Annotated in this window: 16 protein-coding genes; 3 read left to right on the top strand and 13 right to left on the bottom strand. The window is 67.1% G+C overall.

Annotated elements, in window-relative coordinates:
• The first annotated feature begins 92 nt into the window (after window positions 1-92).
• Window positions 93-710, top strand: a complete 618-nt coding sequence (locus JZ792_RS30725; RefSeq protein ID WP_216916048.1) for a TetR/AcrR family transcriptional regulator C-terminal domain-containing protein — start codon at window positions 93-95, stop codon at window positions 708-710.
• A 56-nt stretch (window positions 711-766) separates the two neighbouring features.
• Here the strand turns inward: JZ792_RS30725 and JZ792_RS30720 are convergent, their stop codons facing one another.
• The gene (locus JZ792_RS30720; RefSeq protein WP_216916046.1) at window positions 767-1,138 is read right to left on the bottom strand and encodes an SCO4402 family protein; all 372 of its coding nucleotides are present in this window, start codon (window positions 1,136-1,138) and stop codon (window positions 767-769) included.
• 107 nt (window positions 1,139-1,245) lie between these two features.
• Window positions 1,246-2,169 (bottom strand): MerR family transcriptional regulator, encoded by a 924-nt coding sequence (locus JZ792_RS30715; RefSeq protein WP_216916044.1) that lies wholly within the window; start codon window positions 2,167-2,169, stop codon window positions 1,246-1,248.
• 69 nt (window positions 2,170-2,238) lie between these two features.
• On the opposite strand from JZ792_RS30715, the gene JZ792_RS30710 reads away from it, so the two are divergent.
• Window positions 2,239-2,901 carry a maleylpyruvate isomerase family mycothiol-dependent enzyme gene (locus tag JZ792_RS30710; protein ID WP_216916042.1) on the top strand — a complete coding sequence of 221 codons (663 nt, stop codon included), beginning with the start codon at window positions 2,239-2,241 and terminating at the stop codon, window positions 2,899-2,901.
• A gap of 51 nt (window positions 2,902-2,952) precedes the next feature.
• Here the strand turns inward: JZ792_RS30710 and JZ792_RS30705 are convergent, their stop codons facing one another.
• The 4 genes from JZ792_RS30705 to JZ792_RS30690 all read right to left on the bottom strand — a co-directional run bounded on the left by JZ792_RS30705 (window position 2,953) and on the right by JZ792_RS30690 (window position 8,200).
• Window positions 2,953-4,914, bottom strand: coding sequence for a 5-oxoprolinase/urea amidolyase family protein (locus JZ792_RS30705; RefSeq protein ID WP_216916063.1), 1,962 nt, complete (start codon window positions 4,912-4,914; stop codon window positions 2,953-2,955).
• Window positions 4,915-5,150: 236 nt separating this feature from the next.
• Window positions 5,151-5,768 (bottom strand): urea amidolyase associated protein UAAP2, encoded by a 618-nt coding sequence (locus JZ792_RS30700; protein WP_216916060.1) that lies wholly within the window; start codon window positions 5,766-5,768, stop codon window positions 5,151-5,153.
• Between the two features lie 8 nt (window positions 5,769-5,776).
• Entirely contained in the window at window positions 5,777-6,535 is a 759-nt protein-coding gene (locus tag JZ792_RS30695; protein ID WP_216916039.1) for a DUF1989 domain-containing protein, read from the bottom strand.
• Window positions 6,536-6,667: 132 nt separating this feature from the next.
• Window positions 6,668-8,200: an amino acid permease gene (locus JZ792_RS30690; RefSeq protein WP_216916037.1), complete on the bottom strand. Its 1,533-nt coding sequence runs from the start codon at window positions 8,198-8,200 to the stop codon at window positions 6,668-6,670.
• 209 nt (window positions 8,201-8,409) lie between these two features.
• Here JZ792_RS30690 and JZ792_RS30685 point away from each other — a divergent pair, with 209 nt between their 5' ends.
• Window positions 8,410-9,090, top strand: coding sequence for a TetR/AcrR family transcriptional regulator (locus JZ792_RS30685; protein WP_216916034.1), 681 nt, complete (start codon window positions 8,410-8,412; stop codon window positions 9,088-9,090).
• Between the two features lie 73 nt (window positions 9,091-9,163).
• On the opposite strand, the gene JZ792_RS30680 is transcribed toward JZ792_RS30685, so the two are convergent.
• From JZ792_RS30680 to JZ792_RS30650, 7 genes are all read right to left on the bottom strand, one after another.
• On the bottom strand, window positions 9,164-10,432 hold the full coding sequence (locus JZ792_RS30680; protein WP_216916057.1) for a TerD family protein: 1,269 nt from the start codon (window positions 10,430-10,432) through the stop codon (window positions 9,164-9,166).
• 108 nt (window positions 10,433-10,540) lie between these two features.
• Window positions 10,541-11,071, bottom strand: coding sequence for a hypothetical protein (locus tag JZ792_RS30675; protein ID WP_216916032.1), 531 nt, complete (start codon window positions 11,069-11,071; stop codon window positions 10,541-10,543).
• Between the two features lie 64 nt (window positions 11,072-11,135).
• Complete coding sequence (locus JZ792_RS30670) at window positions 11,136-11,936, bottom strand: family 1 encapsulin nanocompartment shell protein (protein WP_216916030.1); 801 nt, start codon at window positions 11,934-11,936, stop codon at window positions 11,136-11,138.
• On the bottom strand, window positions 11,933-12,952 hold the full coding sequence (locus JZ792_RS30665) for a Dyp-type peroxidase (protein WP_216916028.1): 1,020 nt from the start codon (window positions 12,950-12,952) through the stop codon (window positions 11,933-11,935). Before JZ792_RS30665 ends, JZ792_RS30670 begins: the two co-directional genes overlap by 4 nt.
• Before the next feature lie 62 nt (window positions 12,953-13,014).
• Window positions 13,015-13,341 (bottom strand): cupin domain-containing protein, encoded by a 327-nt coding sequence (locus tag JZ792_RS30660; RefSeq protein WP_109528737.1) that lies wholly within the window; start codon window positions 13,339-13,341, stop codon window positions 13,015-13,017.
• 130 nt (window positions 13,342-13,471) lie between these two features.
• The gene (locus tag JZ792_RS30655) at window positions 13,472-13,957 is read right to left on the bottom strand and encodes a dihydrofolate reductase (RefSeq protein WP_216916026.1); all 486 of its coding nucleotides are present in this window, start codon (window positions 13,955-13,957) and stop codon (window positions 13,472-13,474) included.
• Window positions 13,954-14,712 (bottom strand): thymidylate synthase, encoded by a 759-nt coding sequence (locus tag JZ792_RS30650; protein ID WP_254190587.1) that lies wholly within the window; start codon window positions 14,710-14,712, stop codon window positions 13,954-13,956. The genes JZ792_RS30655 and JZ792_RS30650 overlap by 4 nt, the downstream gene beginning before the upstream one ends.
• Window positions 14,713-14,731: the final 19 nt, after the last annotated feature.

Below are 14,731 nucleotides of genomic sequence, written 5' to 3'. Positions count from 1 at the left end.
GGATTCGGGCGGGCAGGGACATCGGCTTCCTTTCGTAGGTGTATCACGTACGCCTACGTCAAGTATGCGCGTACCTTGTACGCTGTCAACCCGTGCCACGTCCTCGTTCCCTGACCACCGCCGATCTCGCCACCGCCGCACTCGCCGTGATCGACCGAGACGGGCTCGCCGCGCTCACCATGCGGGCGGTCGCCCAGGAATTGCGGATGGCGACCATGGCGCTGTACCGCTACGTCGCCGACCGAGAGCAGTTGGAAGTGCTCGTCGTCGACCTGGTGATGGACCCGCTCGACCTGTCATTGCCCGCCGGAACCGACTGGCGCGACCGCCTGTCGCTGCTGCTGCACCGCATGCGAGACGCGGTCGCCGCACACCCCGAAACCGTCCCCCTCGTCCTGCGGCACCGGCAGGCGTCGGTGGCGACCATGCGCTATATCGAGACCGCGTTGTCGGTCCTCACCGACGGCGGATTCGACGGCGCGGACCGGGTGATCGCCCAGCGCGCGATTATCTCGTTCCTGCTCGGTTTCCTCCAGAACGAGCACTACGCCTCCCTGCGTGGTCCGGGAACGGCGGCGATGGCGACGATGTCGCCCGACGAGTTCCCCCTTCTGGTTCGCACGGCGGGACAGGCGCGTTCGATGTCCGCCGACGACGAATTCCGCGGCGGTGTCGAGATACTGCTGCGCGGACTCCGAGCGGTCGGCTGACCTCACGGGAACCGGCGCTCTCGGCAGAAGGGCGTCCGGACCCGGCAATCGAACACTCAGGACTCCCGCATCGCCGCGAGGGCCGCACGCGCGGCGGCGATGACCAGCGGCCACTGCGGATCGTCGAGATATTCGGAATCCCCGACATTTCCGAGACGCTCGATCATCGGACCCAGCACCCGATCCAGCTCGATCAGCCGGTCGACCTCGGGTCCGTCCACCAGGACCGCCCCGATCGTGGAACGCGGGTCCGGGCAGACCACGCAGTCGTCGTAGAGGATATGTATGGACAGATCCAAATCGTCGTAGAAACCTTCGTGCGGAAACTGTCGCTCGATCCACACCCTGCGTTGATACACCGGATCCGCCAGCGATTCGAGCGCGTGTTCGACGTACATACGCATCTGCGGAAATTGAATATCGCTCACGGTCGGAGTCCCCTTCGTTTCTGACCGCACCCTCGACTATGCGAATGAATTGGCGAGCCGACGCAGGTAGATCGGGCCGATACGTCCGCGAACGCCGCCGAACTGTCTCACCCGTGCGACACGGCCGATCGTGCCAGCGCTCGGTACAGCCAGTGCTGGGCGGCTCCCGCGGTCGTCGTTCCGGTGAAGACGCTGGTCAGTGCCCAATACCGCTGGATTCTCGGGTCGGAGTCATCGGCCGCTTCGAGCAGTCGACGCCGGAAGCACGGTGTGTCGCGTTCGCCTTTCGCGGCGGTGTGCGCGGCGAGGAAACGATCGAGTTCGGGACCGGGGCGCGGCTCGACCCGGGCCAGGACCAACGGTCCGACGACCTCGCAGGCTTCGGCGACACCCTCGATCAGCTCCCGTCTGTCGCGGACCGTCCCATCGGTTCGCCAGAGCTGACGGGATATCACGTGGGCGAACGCGGGATCGGTGACGGCGGTGGCGAGTTCGGCGTAGGCGAGGATCTGGCGGACGGTGGGATCGGCGGGCGGGGCCGGGATATTCATCTCCACGAACCCGTCGAACATCGCGGGAGGCATAGGGGCGAGCAGTCGCCGCCAGAGCGCGACGAGACTGTCGTAGGCGCCGTGACGGTCCTGGATGATTGTGAGCAGGTCAAGGCGAGCGTTTCGCTCGTCCTCCTCCGCGCTCTCCAGGGCGAGTAGCGCTGCTCGCCTCCAGGTCAGTGCGCCCAATTCGGCGTCCAACGAAACCCGTTCAGCGGCAACGGCATCGGTGACCGATAAGGTGCCCGCGAGGATTTCCGTGATCACGCTCAGGCCGAGTCCGAGTGCGCGCAGTCGGCGAATCGAGCGCACCCGATCGGGCGCGCTCACCGGGTCGAATTGTCGGTGACCGCCGGAACTGCGCCACGATTCGAGTATTCCTTCGTCGCAATAGAAGCGGAGGGTCCGCACCGGCACACCCGTCCTCCGCGACAGCTCCCCGATGCCGATGCCGCCGCGCCGGTATGTGTTCTCGGTCACGATCGCTGGAACCTCCACCCGACTGGAGTTCCTACGGTACTGGAACCCCTATCGGACGAGGAGAACCGAATGAGCCCAGAGAGACCGAGCGCCGATCAGATCTGGAACGCTGTAGCGACCGAACGAGCGAGTCTCGTCGAATTGCTGGAGGCGCTACCGCCGACCGCGTGGGATCACGCGTCACTGTGTGCCGGATGGCGGGTGCGTGACGTCGTCGCGCACGTGGTGCTGTCCGCCCATGCCGAGATCACGACGATTCTGATCGCCCTGATCAGAGCCAGGGGAAGCCTCGACGCGTTGATACGAGACTCCGCCGTGCGTCATGCCGATGAACGGACGAACGAACAGTTGGTGACGGAGTTGCGCGACACCATCGCGGTACGTTTCACGCCGGTCGGCACCATCCCCGCCGACCGGCTGATGGATTTGCTCGTCCACGGACAGGACATCGCCGTGCCATTGGGGCTCCGGCGTGAAATGCCTATCACGGCAGCGCATCTGGCCGCGACCCGAGTCTGGGCGATGGGCACCCGTTTCCGTGCTCGCAAGAAGTTCGGCGGATACCGCTTGATCGCGACCGACACGGACTGGGCCGTCGGTGCGGGTCTCCGTATCGAAGGACCTGTCGCAGATCTGCTCCTGCTCATCACGGGCCGCTATAACGCGTTGAATCAGCTCACCGGTGAGGGAGTGGCGCAGTTGCTTTCGCGGCGTGATCGTTCGAGACGCTGAGGTGAGCCCGAGCGGTCCGATCCGTCCGTGCCCACCGAGCGGCCCGCACGGTCAGTCCTTCAACTCACCGGCCAGCCGCCACGATTCCCGTTCTGCGGTGAACGCGTCGGCTTGCACGGCGCGGAATTCCTCGATGGACGTCGCGTTGTCGTCGAGGAATTTGCGATAGTCCGCCAAACGGAACTCGCCGTCCTCGGACTTGACGTCCACCTTGCCCGCTGCGAAATCGGCGCGCATATCCATGAGTTCGTCGGCTTCCACCGGATACCAGCTGATCCGATCGAAATAGCGCAGCAGCCAAGGGGATTCGGTGGCGCGGTGGTTCCACACCTGGGTGGTGCGTCCGACGAACTGGTAGCCGCCGGGGCCTTCCATACCGTAGATGCACAGGTAGGCGCCGCCGATGCCGACGGCGTTCTCGGGTGTCCAGGTGCGGGCCGGGTTGTATTTCGTGGTGACAAGGCGATGGCGCGGGTCGATCGGAGTCGCCACCGGCGCACCGAGATACACGTCGCCGAGGCCGAGAACCAGGTATTCGGCACCGAATACCGTGGCGTAGACGTCGTCGACGGTGCCGAGGCCGTTCATCCGGCGGATGAATTCGATATTCCACGGGCACCACGGCGCGTCGGAGCGGACACCGTGCATATAGCGGGTGATCGCCTCCCTGGTGGAGGGGTCGTCCCAGGACAGGGGGAGGTGGACGGTGCGGCTCGGCACCACGAGTTCGTCGGCGGCGGGCAGATGCTGTTCGGCTTCGGCCAGCAATCGCAGCAGCGCGGGGATCGGCAGCACCCTGGGATCCACCCGGATCTGGAGTGAACGCACGCCGGGGGTCAGTTCCGTCACCCCGCGCACGCCTGCGGCCAGCAGATATTCGTGCAGGGCGTGCACGCGGGCGCGCAGGCCGAGATCCAGTGTCATCGCGCCGTATTCGACGAGGACACCGTCATCGCCCGCCCTGCGGTAGGTGACGCCGATCTCGTCGTCGACGTCGGCGCGGCGCAGTACGCCGTCGTCACCGTCGCCGCCGACCGAGAGCACCGAAGGCCAGGCCGCGCGCCTGCCCGCGCCCAGTGCGGCCAGTGGGGCGGCGTGTTCGCGGCGGATGGGGACGAATCGCACGGCGTCGCCCGGTGCGAGCTGACCGAGTTTCCAGCGCTCGGCCGCGACCACGGTGACCGGGCAGACGAAGCCGCCGAGGCTCGGTCCGTCCGGACCGAGCAGGATCGGGGTGTCGCCGGTGAAGTCGAGCGCGCCGACCGAATACGCGGTGTCGTGGATATTCGACGGGTGCAGACCGGCCTCGCCGCCGTCGGTCCTGGCCCATTCGGGTTTGGGGCCGATGAGTCGGACGCCGGTGCGGTCGGAATTGAAATGCACCTCGTAATCGGTGCCGATGATGGTGTCGAAATCGGCGCGGGTGAAGAATTCCGGTGCGCCGTGCGGTCCCTCGGTCACCGCCAGTTCCCAGCGACGGCTGAAGACCGGCTGATCGCCCATCGGCACCGCGGGCGCGATCCGCCGGGTGGGCGCGCCGAGCGGCAGCAGCTCCCCGGCGCGCAGCGCGCCACCGGCGCTGCCACCGAATTTGCCGAGGGTGAATGTCGCGATACTGCCCAGGTATTCGGGCAGTTCGATACCGCCCTCGATGAGCACGTAGGTGCGCATACCCGGTCCGTGGACGGCGCCGATATCGAGAACGCCACCGGCGGGTACGAGCACGGTGCGCCACAGTTCGACGGGCACGCCGTCGAGGGTCACCGTTGCCGGTGCGCCGGTGACGCAGACCCACCTGGGTTCGGCGAATCGCAGCGCGGGACCGCCGAGGGTGCATTCGAGCCCGCCCGCGCCTTCGGCATTGCCGAGCACCCGGTTGCCGAGCCGGAACGACAGATCGTCCATCGGACCCGACGGCGGTACGCCGACATGCCAGTAACCGACGCGGCCGGGCCAGTCCTGCACGGTGGTGAGCATGCCGGGGCGCACGACCTCGACGCAGGTGGCCTCGATGCCGATTTCGCCGGTCTCGACCCCGATGGGTTCCAGTTCGACGGCCCCGATCGCGGTGGTCCCGACTGTGTTGGTACCGGCCGTGGTGGCACCGGCCTCGATGGCCTCGGCCACACCGGAATGCGCGGCACCGACGCGCGCACCGGGCGAATCGACCGCGCCGACATCGGTTCCTGACAGCCCCACATTCGAATCGGATTCGGTGAGCGCGTGCTCCGGGATCATCTGGACGACGTTCATCGCGACACCACCATTCGCACCGGCGTCGGATCGAAACCGTTGCAGGGATTGTTGATCTGCGGGCAATTCGACACCAGCACCAGCGTGTCGATCTCGGCCCGCAACGTGACCTTCTTGCCGGGCGCGGACAATCCGTCCACGATGCCGAGGGTGCCGTCCGCTTCCACCGGTACATTCATGAACCAGTTGATATTCGACACCAGATCCCGTTTGCCCAGGCCCCATCTCATGGCCTCGACGAGGAAATTCTCCACGCAGGCGTGCTGGTGGCGGGTGTGGTGGCCGTAGCGAAGGGTGTTGGATTCCTGCGAGCACGCGCCCGCGATGGTGTCGTGATTGCCGACCTCGTCGGCGACCACCGTCATCAGCGCGGTGCCGATATCGGTACGCAGCACACTGCCGGTGGTGAGGAAGATATTGCGCTGCGCGGTGATCGTCGCCTGCGCGCTGTAGCGGTCGGCGTGGTCGGCCGCGGAGTAGAGCAGGCAGTCGACGGCCTGGTTGCCGTGCAGGTCGATGATCTCGAGTTCGTCGCCCGCGCGCACCACCGTCGACCAGGGGGCGCAGGCGGGGACGGTCTCGTCGAGCACGATGGTGCGGGTCGATGTCGCGATGGTGCCGGTCACGCCACTGCCTCCTGGTTCATCGCGGCGGTCCAGGCCGCTTCGGTGTTCTCCACTGCCCGTTGATATTCGGGGCCGGAATCGGGAACGTCGGCGAGATCCTCGGGTGCGGACCAGACGACGACGTCGAGTTCGGTGGTGGGGCGCGGGTCCAGCGGATGCGGGGCGTTGGCGACCAGCAGGATCACCGGCAGGTGCACCAGAAGTTCGACCGTCGCGCCGGGACCGCTGCTGCCCGTGGGGGTCAGCGCCCCGTCGGATTCGACGCGGACGCCGCGGAAGAAGGTGATGCTGGGTGCGATATCACGCGGTGCGAGACCCTGTTTGACGCCCGCGAGTCGCAGCAGCGCGCGGGCCTCGTCGGAAGGGCCGCACAGGGTGTCGTGGTGACCGGAGGTGTCCTCGACCAGGGTGGCGAGCACCCGCCCCTGATCGGAGAGCAGTGGATGACCGGAGGACAGATACGCCTGCCACGGCACCTTCACCGTGTCGGCGACATTGAGTCGTTCCCACGGCGCGTCGGCGCGCAGCAGCAGCACATGCGCGCAGGCCGCGCCCGTCGGGTCGCCCAGCCGGATCCTGGTGCCGCGGCCGAGCACCACGTTGGCGTAGCCGCCGGACGGAATGCGTCGGTCCCAGGTGATCTTCGACGGTGCGATGTGCTCGGGCAGGTCCGGACGGGCGATCGTCGCTGCGGCGGCCTGCGCTCTGGCGTGTGAGCGCGCGCCCTCGGTGGACGCGGTCCCCTTTTCGGTCATGATGTGCTCCCTTCGGAATGTCCGTCCGCGGTGCGGGGCGGAGGGACGGCGAGTTCGGTCCAGCGGCGCCGGTGGCCCCGGGAGGTGGCCGGGTGGTGGGCGGTCCCGTGCCCACCACCCGGCCGAGGAGGACTACGCGGGTTGCGCCACGGCCTCCGGCATATCGGCGCCGCGCGGTTTCGCGACGACCAGTCGGTGCACGACCAGGCCCACGGCGATCACCACGAGCACGAACAGCGGTGCGGCCCACTGCATCCACCAGCCGCCACCGCTGGGGATGTAGACCTCGGCACGCGGCCAGGCCAGGTTGATCGCCATTCCGATACCCCAGACCACGGCGAGCGCGTTGATCGGAATCCCGAAGCGGCCCAGCGAGAACAGCGACGGATCGGCCTCGTCGTCCCAGCCCTTGATCCGGCGGATCAGTAGCGGCACGGTGACGAGCAGGTAGGCCAGGTAGAGCGAGACGATGCAGACGCTGGCCAGCGTCGCGAAGATCGCGCCGTTACCCAGATTGAGCACCAGCAGCCCGATTCCGAGCACCCCGATGACGATCGCGGGCAGCATCGGTGTGCCGTAGCGGGGATGCACGGCCGCGAGCTGCTTGGCGAAGGGGAGTTTGCCGTCGCGGGCCATCGAGAACATCAGGCGCGAACCCGCGGTCTGGATCGCCAGGGTGCAGACCATGATCGCCACGGCGACGCAGCCGAGCAGGATCTTGCCGGGCGCGCTGTCGAGTTTGGCGGTCAGCACGTAGGCGAGGCCCTCGGTGGCCAGTGAGCCGTCGGTCAGGCTCGGTGCGGCCATCAGCGCGCCGAGCAGCAGCAGGCCGCCGCCGAGCGCCGATACCGACAGCGCCGTGAGGATGGTGCGCGGTGCGACGGTGCGCGGATTCTTCGTCTCCTCGGAGAGTTCGCCCGCCGAGTCGAATCCGACCATGACGTAGGCGGCCATCAGGCCCGAGATCAGGAACGCGGACCAGTACGGACCCGGTGCGGCTTGATCGGTCTCGAAGACGACGCCGGGGCCGCGTTCGGTGTTGACGAAGAACAGCGCGATGATCGCGGCGACGCCGATGATCTCGACGGTGACGCCGATCGAGTTGATCTTCGCCATCAGATCGATGCCGATGACATTGATCGTGGTGGTGACGACCAGCAGGATGCTGCCGAGCAGGACCGCGTTACTCGCCCCGGAGGACGAGGTGAGGGCGCTGTCCTCGCCGATGATCTGGAATCCGCTCCAGATCGACGGCAGCACCACCTGGAGCGCGATGGCCGCGGCGGCCGCGGTGACGACCTGGGCGATCACCATCATCCAGCCGGCGAACCAGCCGACGATCTCGCCGCCGAGCCTGCGCGACCACTGGTAGATACAGCCCGAAATCGGGTAGCGGGCGGCTAGCTCGGCGAAGTTCAGCGCGACGAGAAGTTGTCCGGCGAAAACGATGGGCCAGGTCCAGAAGAACGCGGCGCCGCCGAAGGAGTAACCCAGTCCGAAGAACTGGAAGATGGTGGTGAGGATGGAGACGAACGAGAATCCGGCCGCGAAGGACGCGTAGCGTCCGAGTTTGCGGTGCAGCACCGGCTGGTAGCCGAAGCTTTCGAGATCGGCGCTGTCCTTGGTGAGGTCGGTGGGGGCGGGCGGGGAAGCTGTCGTGGCCATGTGCGGTCCTTCGGCGAGCGGCCAATACCTGTCAGATGACAGTTTTGCGTTTTCGATCGCTCATTCGGTGACCTGTGTGTATCGCTTGCGGTAACCCCCGTAACTTCTGTGTTGCCGGAGTTTCTATCAAATGACAGAAACCTCTCACCCGACCGTGCTGGGCCCACTGCGCCGATCGTGCCGCACGGTCACGGTGCCAGAATGGGCAGGTGGCAAACCCTGGCCCCGGCCGTCCCCGTCTGGAACAGCGAACGCGCCGCGGGAGGACACCGCGCGCGGAAATCCTCGACGCGGCCGGTGAACTGTTCACCACCAACGGCTACGCCACCACCTCGACCCGCGCGGTCGCCGACGCCGTCGGTATCAGGCAGGCCTCGCTGTACCACCACTTCGCCGCCAAGGACGACATCCTCGACGCGCTACTGGCCGAAACCATCGCCACGCCACTGGAACTGGCGGCGAGTATGCGCGACCTCGCCGAACCCGCCGCGACCTGCCTCTACACCCTGGCCTGGTTCGATGTCAGGCAACTCTGCGCGGCGCAGTGGAATCTCGGCGCGCTCTACCTGCTGCCCGAAGTCCGCACCGAACGTTTCGCCGTCTTCCGGCTGCGACGTGACGAATTGCGCGGCCACTACGAGGCTTTCGCGGGTCAGGTGATCGCCGAGGCGGGGGTCGCGGGCATCTCCGGCGCCGAAGTACTGCCGTTCCGGCTGGTCGAGACGGTCATCAGCATCCGCTCCGACGAAGGCGCCGCCCCCGAGTACGCCGAGCGCACCATCCCGGACGCGACCCTGCGGATGCTCGGCTGGACCGGGGACCTGGACGAGGTACGCGAAGCGGCGGGCAGCCTGCTCGATCGGCTCGATGCCCGGTTGCCACTCGGCTGAACGGCTGGCTACACGCCCCACACGAACGAAGGCCCGGCGATCCGAAACCGCCGGGCCTTCGTCGCGTACCGGGTCAGCCCTTGCCGCGACCGGCCTTGAAACCGAAATCCCAGTTGTAGCGCTGGGCGATCTCCATGACCCCGGCACCGGGTCGTCCGGCGGGCGGCCGGATAAAGGTGCCTTCGCGTCGAACCACGAGTTCGCCGTTGAGGTTCTCGATATGGGCGAGTACCGCGTCACGGGAATCGTCCATGCACCCGTCGAGTGTCATCTCGATCGGTGCCGAGTTCACCGGGTACAGGGTGACCGTCGCGTGGACGCCACGGAAATCGTTGGCGCCCTCGTAGATCGAGGTGAAGACCAGGATACGGCGGAACTGGCGGGTGAAATCGAGGTTGATGTCGAGGTTCTCGCCGTTGGCGTTGGCGCCGGTCCTGTCGTCCTGATCGAGCCGGATATAGGGCGGCTGGTGCAGGTCGCCGAAGGAGCGGTCGAGGGCGCGCACCGAGCCGATGCGGCCGTCGGCGAGTTCGAAGAAGCAGCAGAGATCCAGATCGATGCCGCCGCCACCGCGTTTGCGGCCGAACAGGCCGCCGCCACGATTGGACTGCGGTGAGGTCCAGTTCAGGTTGACCCGCATGGTGCCGCCGGTCGCGCCCTGCTTGGTCAGCGAGACCGAGGGCGCCTCCTTCGTCAGCGAGATCTTGCTCAGATTCACCGGCGCCCCACCGGCGGGCGGCGGCGCGAACTGCTGCGGCGGCGGCTGCTGGAACGGCTGCTGCGGCGGCGGTGGCGCGTACTGCTGCGCGGGCGCCGCCTGCTGCGCGGGCTCGTCGTCGACCGAGATGCCGAAGTCGGTGGCCAGTCCACCCAGACCCGACGCGTACCCCTGCCCGACCGCGCGGAACTTCCACGCGCCCTGCCTGCGGTACAGCTCACCGAGGACGAACGCGGTCTCGGAGGTGGCGCCGGTGCTGTCGAACCGCGCCACCTCGGCGCCGTTGCTCGCGTCGAGCACCCGCACGTACAGGCCGTGGAACTGGCCGAAGGTGCCGCCGTCGGTCGATGCCGCGATGACGACGGTCTCGATCGACGGTTCCACCTGCGCCAGATTCACCGACAGCGAGTCGATCACCGTCGGGCCCTGCTGTTTGCCCTCGTGGCGCACCGCTCCCGACGGGTGCTGCGCCTGGTTGTAGAAAACGAAGTCGCTGTCGGAGCGGACCTTCCCCCCTGCCAGCAACAACGCGGACGCGTCCGCGTCAGGAACACCTGGACCCGATTGCCACCCCAGTTCGACGCGTACCGCGGACATCGGCACTGGTACGTTGGCGCCCTTCATCATCGACACAGCTGCCAACGTATATGAATACCTCGCCGCTCGTCACCCACCCCTGGGGGTAGGTGACCCACCCCCCGCGTGTCGGCCGCGTCCGTGCGGCGCGACCGCTCAGCGTGTCGGCGGCGCGACCTGCCAGTGCGCGTCGAGCGCCTTCGCGATATCGGGCAGGACCATGACCGGAATCCGCTTGCGTCGCAAGATTTCCCGAATCTCGCCGACCTGCTCGCGTTTACGCAGATCGTAGGCGCCCGCCACCGGCCGGATGACCGGCGGGATGGACAGCAGCACCAGCTCGCCGTGCCGCTCGTCGCCACCGGCCAGGTCCAGCGCGAGCGACCAGCGTTCACGCTCGTCGAGGGTGAAACGTCCCGCGACCACCCGGTCCCAGTCGATACTGGTCTCCGACCACGGCGTGCGTCGATGGATCGCGCTGTCGGTGAGCACGATCGCGTCCCGCCCGAACAGCCGGACCAGCACCGCGATACCGGCGACGGCCCCGGCCAGCAACCCGGTGAACAGCCGGTTCACGCCGAAACCGAACACGACGGCCGAGCAGACGCCCGCCGTCACCGCGACGCCGAGCCCGGCGTACAGGGCAACCCGTCGATTCGGAACCACGCCCGCGCGCACCATCGTCATACCGCCTCCCACTTGGGTGCGGCCACCGTACCGCGCGCCCGACGGCGGGCGCGCGGGTACCGGATCAGGCTTGCAGTGCGACCGCGGCCTCGGCCGTGTAGACCAGGAATTGCAGGCTCTGCTGGAAGTACAGGTCGACGGTCTCGGCGTTGTGCGCCAGGTAGCCGATCGAGACGTCCTGGCCGATCCGCAGGTCGAAATCGCCGCCGCGGGTGGTGAGCACGAACGCGCCGTCGATGGCGGGAGCCCAGATGATCTCGCCCTCGGGGATCAGGCGTTCGATATGGGTGCGGATCGGGTGGCCGTGATCGGAGGTCTCGCTGACCGCCGTGTAGAGATCGGCGCTCAGCAGGACCGAATACGGCCCGTCGACACCGGCCAGGCGCAGGGCGCTCAACGCCTGCGTGACCGCTTCGGGCACCAGTTTCGGATCGTCGGGCACATTGATCGCCGGATTGGACGCGCTGGCCCTGATACCGGTGATCCCCGCGGCCGCGTACCCCTCGAAGATCGCGCGATCCTCGGCGAAGGCGATCTTGCGCGCCGCGTCCTTGACCGCGTCCAGATCGGCGTCGTTGGCGCCGCGTTCGACATTGTCGAGTTCCTCGCGCGAGAGCGAGAACGGCACCCGCAACTCCACCAGCGGCGCGACCACGCGCTGACGCGCCTGCACGCCCTGGTCGGGAGCCGCGATCGGGATGGTGCGCCCCAGTCCGACGGCGGAGTAGTCCGCGCCGTGCGGGCCCGACACGTCGACCACCCGGCGACCCGCGATATGCCGTTTGAACGTGCGGGTGGCCTCTTCCTCGATCGCCGACCAGGCTTCCTCGGTGATCGGCGCTAGTTCGCGATGGAGGTTGTTCATGTCCTACTCCTTTTCAGGGTGCCGATGCCGAGTGATCCGCTGTCATTACCTCGAACCATTTCGGATGCGGAAGATTCCCGCGCCGCCGCCGGTGCCGCGGGCAGGTCTTCGAAGAAATCCGTGGGGGGAGTGAAGAACAGGGTGCCGGTGATCGCGATCGAGAAATCCAGGATCCGGTCGTAGGCCGCGTCCTCGGTGCCGACGAACATCCGCGACAGCATCTCCTCGGTGACGCTCGGCGTGGCCGCGTAAGCGATGTAGTACGTACCGAATTCGCCGTCGCGAACACTGCCGAAAGGCATGTTCGCCCGCACGATCTGGCGTTCGTTGCCGTCCTCGTCGACGAGGGTGTTCACCGCGACGTGCGAATTCGCCGGCTTGTCCTCGTCGGAGAGTTCGAAATCGTCCAATTTCGTGCGCCCGATCACGCGCTCCTGCTCCTCGATCGACAACGCGCGCCATTCCGCCATGGTGTGCAGGTACTTCTGCACGACGACGTAACTGCCGCCGCGGAAATCGGGGTCCTCGTCACCGATCAGGGCCGCCGCGATCGCCGCGTTGCCCTCCGGATTCTCGGTGCCGTCCACGAAACCGAGCAGATCGCGCTGTTCGAAATACCGGAAACCCACGGTCTGGTCGACGATGGTGACCGCGCCCGCGAGCCGGTCGCCGATCGTCATCGCCAATTCGAAGCAGATGTCCTGGAATTCGGATTTGATGTGGAACAGCAGATCGCCGGGGGTGGACGGGGCACGGTGGTGTTCGCCGACGAATTCGGGGAGCACATGCAGTTCGGCGGGCCGGGGGCCGTCGAAGAGGCGGTCCCACGCCTGGCTGCCGATCGAGGTGTTGCAGACCAGCCCGGCGCCGGGCATACGGAATCCGATCGAACGTCGCAGACCGGGCAGATCGGCGAGCAGGTCGCGCACCGTCTGCTCCCCGCCCTCGTCGATGGTGGCGACGAGGAAGATCGCGGCCGGTGTCAGCGGTTCGAGAATCGGCTGCGGCTCAACCATGATCAACAGCCTAGATGTAGCGCCGTGCCGCGCCGCACGCGCACGGGCGTGTCGGGGTGGGGCTACTTGGCGACCGTCAGGAGAAAAGCCACGTCGTCCACGGCTTTGACGCTGTGGCGCGCCTTCGGGACGACGAGCAGATCACCCGCGGAACCCTTCCACTCGTTCGCGCCGCTGATCAGGGTCAGCGTGCCGCTGATCACCAGCAGCGTCGCGTCACCGGCATTGTCGTGTTCGGCCAGACTCTGGCCCGCGGACAGGCCGACGACCGTCTGGCGCAGGCTGTGCGCGTGGCCGCCGTAGAGAGTTTGCGAACTGCGCCCGCTCGTGGCGGTCGCGGCCAACTTCAATTGTTGGCGAGCGACCGCGGTCAGCGATTTCTTGTCCATGGATCGCCTTTCGCGTTGCATCGGCCGGTGCAGGGCTGCGTGACCGGCTGATAATCAGGAGTATGCCCGACCGGAGTTTGCCGTGCGACGGGTTTGGAACCCTCACCCCGTCGACGGCGTGTTCGGCGGATCAGCGAGTGTAGCGCCGGATGCGGAAGCGGGTGCCGGTGCGGGAAGTGTGCCACGGCGCGTCCTGTTCGGTCCGCCATTCGGGGCCGATGACGGGGGCGTACGCGTCACCCTCGACGTCGGTGTCGACCTCGGTCACCAATAGCTCGGTCGCGAGATCCATTGCCGCACGGTATATCTCGCCACCGCCCGCGATCCAGACGCGATCCTGACCGGTCAGTTCCAACGCCCCGGTCACCGACGCGGCGCGTTCGGCGCCCTCGGCCGACCACTCGGCGTCGCGGGACACCACGATATTGCGCCGCCCGTCGAGCGGACGAAATCGCGGCGGCAGCGAATCCCACGTCCGCCTGCCCATGACGACCGGATGGCCCATCGTCACCGATTTGAAATTGGCCATATCCTCGGGCACCCGCCACGGAATGGTGTTGCGATACCCGATGACCCCCGTCGGGGACTGCGCCCAGATGAGACCGACCGATTTCACACGGCCACCGGCGCCTTGATGGCCGGGTGGTATCGGTAACCCGCCACTTCCACATCCTCGTAGGCGTAATCGAACAGCGTGGGCGCCGGTCGCAGATTCAGCGTCGGGAACGGGTAGGCCTCGCGGCTCAGTTGTTCGGTGACCTGGTCGACGTGATTGTCGTAGATATGACAGTCGCCGCCGGTCCAGATGAACTCACCCGGTTCCAGTTCGGTCTGCTGGGCCACCATCCTGGTGAGCAGGGCATAGCTGGCGATATTGAACGGCACGCCGAGGAACAGGTCGGCGCTGCGCTGATACAGCTGGCACGACAGTCTGCCGTCGGCGACGTAGAACTGGAAGAAGGCGTGGCACGGCGCGAGCGCCATCTTGTCCAGGTCGGCCACATTCCACGCCGACACCATGATGCGGCGCGAATCCGGGTCGGTGCGCAGGGTGTGCAGCACCTGCGAGATCTGGTCGATATGGGTGCCGTCGGGGGTGGGCCACGAACGCCACTGCACGCCGTAGACCGGGCCGAGTTCACCGTTCGCGTCGGCCCACTCGTCCCAGATGCTGACGCCGTGCTCGCGCAACCAGCCGACATTGGAATCCCCGCGCAGGAACCACAGCAATTCGTAGACGATCGACTTGAGGTGCACCCGTTTGGTGGTGATCAGCGGGAAGGTCTCCGACAGGTCGTAGCGCAACTGATGGCCGAAGACGCTGCGGGTGCCGGTGCCGGTGCGGTCCGCTTTCGCGGTGCCGGACGCCATGACCAGCCGGAGCAGGTCC

Origin of the sequence: Nocardia noduli (assembly GCF_019038455.1) — a bacterium.
Taxonomy (GTDB): Bacteria; Actinomycetota; Actinomycetes; order Mycobacteriales; family Mycobacteriaceae; genus Nocardia; species Nocardia noduli.
Note: the sequence above shows the minus strand (reverse complement) of the source record. Positions and strands in the feature narration are given on the sequence as shown.

Coding starts and splice junctions, on each gene's coding strand:
- JZ792_RS30710 (WP_216916042.1), top strand. CDS start 2,239: ATGAGCCCAGAGAGACCGAGCGCCGATCAGATCTGGAACGCTGTAGCG.
- JZ792_RS30695 (WP_216916039.1), bottom strand. CDS start 6,535: ATGACCGAAAAGGGGACCGCGTCCACCGAGGGCGCGCGCTCACACGCC.
- JZ792_RS30690 (WP_216916037.1), bottom strand. CDS start 8,200: ATGGCCACGACAGCTTCCCCGCCCGCCCCCACCGACCTCACCAAGGAC.
- JZ792_RS30680 (WP_216916057.1), bottom strand. CDS start 10,432: ATGAAGGGCGCCAACGTACCAGTGCCGATGTCCGCGGTACGCGTCGAA.
- JZ792_RS30675 (WP_216916032.1), bottom strand. CDS start 11,071: ATGACGATGGTGCGCGCGGGCGTGGTTCCGAATCGACGGGTTGCCCTG.
- JZ792_RS30670 (WP_216916030.1), bottom strand. CDS start 11,936: ATGAACAACCTCCATCGCGAACTAGCGCCGATCACCGAGGAAGCCTGG.
- JZ792_RS30665 (WP_216916028.1), bottom strand. CDS start 12,952: ATGGTTGAGCCGCAGCCGATTCTCGAACCGCTGACACCGGCCGCGATC.
- JZ792_RS30660 (WP_109528737.1), bottom strand. CDS start 13,341: ATGGACAAGAAATCGCTGACCGCGGTCGCTCGCCAACAATTGAAGTTG.
- JZ792_RS30650 (WP_254190587.1), bottom strand. CDS start 14,712: ATGGCGTCCGGCACCGCGAAAGCGGACCGCACCGGCACCGGCACCCGC.